We start from the raw sequence: 1,586 nt of genomic DNA, 5'->3' as shown, positions 1-1,586 counted from the left end.
ATCGCTCGATATAACTTATCCGAATATATCCAAAGTATGCTATAGCTAAAACAGGCACAGCAAATCGCCGCTGTCACCTACCCAAAGCTAAAGTTAAGGTCTTTCCCCCACAAATGATTAACCAAGTCAGACGACTCCTGGGAATCGAAACCAAATCTTCTTCCCCGATAAAGGCACTTTCCATAGACTGGGTACTCCCTGGAAAGCTGGCTGTAGGCAGATTACCCCAACCTGGTGACTCTACTGCACTTTTAAAAGCTAATATTAAATTTGTGCTGACTCTGTGTGCCGAACAAGAAGGAGCTTTGCCAAAAGATATTACCGATAATTTTCAATGTTTGCGTTTGGTGTTACCGGATAGATTTTATACAAATGAGATGACCGTAGAAGAACTAGCCGGAGCGGTGACGGTTGTGCGCGAAAATTTGGAGAAATCTATGCCAACCTACGTTCATTGTTTGGCAGGAATCGAGCGATCGCCTACCGTTTGTATTGCTTATTTGTGCAAATATGAAAAAATGGAACTCTGGGAAGCAGCTAACTGGCTCAAACAAGTCCATCCCAATTCTTTGCCCCATCCTGCTGCGTTGCGTGCCATCCGGGAATTTATCGCGCCTGTGCAAGAAGACTCCCGCGACACTGAAGGTCGGCAGTGATAATATCAATAATTTTGTTTTACCTCAAGTAATGGTTGATTTAGCTCCCACAAATTGGATAGGGAAACCCCTATGTAAAATCTAAAATCTAAAATCTAAAATCTAAAATTTATTTAGGCTTCTCCTTGAACTTCCGAAGGTAAGTTAACACTGACAAACTTACCTACTACCTGACGCAATTGATTGCTATCAAACGGTTTAGTTAAATATTCTGTCGCACCTGCCAGACGTCCTTGCACTTTGTCAAACAGTTTGTCTCTTGCCGTTAGCATTATAATGGGTAGTTCGCGAAACTGCGGTAAGTTACGCACCGTGCGGCAAAATTCCAAACCATCAATACCGGGCATGGAAACGTCCAGTAATAATACAGCAATTTTCTCGTGGTAAATCATTGCCAAGGCGTCTACAGCATTTCCTGCCACGAGAACCCGATAGTCTGTGGATAAAGCGCGTTTGACCATTTCTTGGGTGACGACGCTATCATCCACTGCTAAGATTGTCGGCATACGATCTAAACTTGAAGACATAATTTTTGTTCCAGTTTTTTACTCTACCCTACTAACACAACTTTAACTTGTTCTGCTAGCAGACGTTAATCTACGCAAGAGCGGAGAGATATAGCACTTTGATTAAATTTTTTCCAGTTTCTCAAGAGTTGCAAGTTACAATTACAATTATATTGAATTTTGTTAAATCAGCTTAAGAATAGTTAAAAAATAATTGTAATAATTAGTTAAACAAATTAAAATAAATATTAAAACTAACCAGCGATATATATCGTAATGCTCATCTATGGTATAGGGGCGTCAGCTCCTTAAAATTACGTAACCCAAGAAAGCAAGTAGGTATTAAACAAGGTGGGTAACAGATTGTCGATACTAGCCGATCGAAGAGCCAATGGCAACAAGTTGAGAAAAAGCTAAACCTTTG

Annotated in this window: 2 protein-coding genes; one reads left to right on the top strand and one right to left on the bottom strand. The window is 40.4% G+C overall.

Annotated elements, in window-relative coordinates; genetic code table 11:
• Window positions 1-113: 113 nt before the first annotated feature.
• A complete protein-coding gene (locus tag H6S82_RS32445) occupies window positions 114-656 on the top strand; it encodes a dual specificity protein phosphatase (protein ID WP_190466001.1) in 543 nt (180 codons plus the stop codon).
• A 113-nt stretch (window positions 657-769) separates the two neighbouring features.
• On the opposite strand, the gene H6S82_RS32440 is transcribed toward H6S82_RS32445, so the two are convergent.
• A complete protein-coding gene (locus H6S82_RS32440; RefSeq protein ID WP_190466003.1) occupies window positions 770-1,183 on the bottom strand; it encodes a response regulator in 414 nt (137 codons plus the stop codon).
• Window positions 1,184-1,586: the final 403 nt, after the last annotated feature.

It is taken from the genome of Planktothrix sp. FACHB-1355 (assembly GCF_014748295.1).
Lineage (GTDB): Bacteria > Cyanobacteriota > Cyanobacteriia > Cyanobacteriales > Aerosakkonemataceae > Aerosakkonema > Aerosakkonema funiforme_A.
Note: the sequence above shows the minus strand (reverse complement) of the source record. Positions and strands in the feature narration are given on the sequence as shown.

What these genes read in the sequence shown, in the direction of transcription:
- H6S82_RS32445 (WP_190466001.1), top strand. Translation starts at nt 114, where the DNA reads ATGATTAACCAAGTCAGACGACTCCTGGGAATCGAAACCAAATCTTCT.
- H6S82_RS32440 (WP_190466003.1), bottom strand. Translation starts at nt 1,183, where the DNA reads ATGTCTTCAAGTTTAGATCGTATGCCGACAATCTTAGCAGTGGATGAT.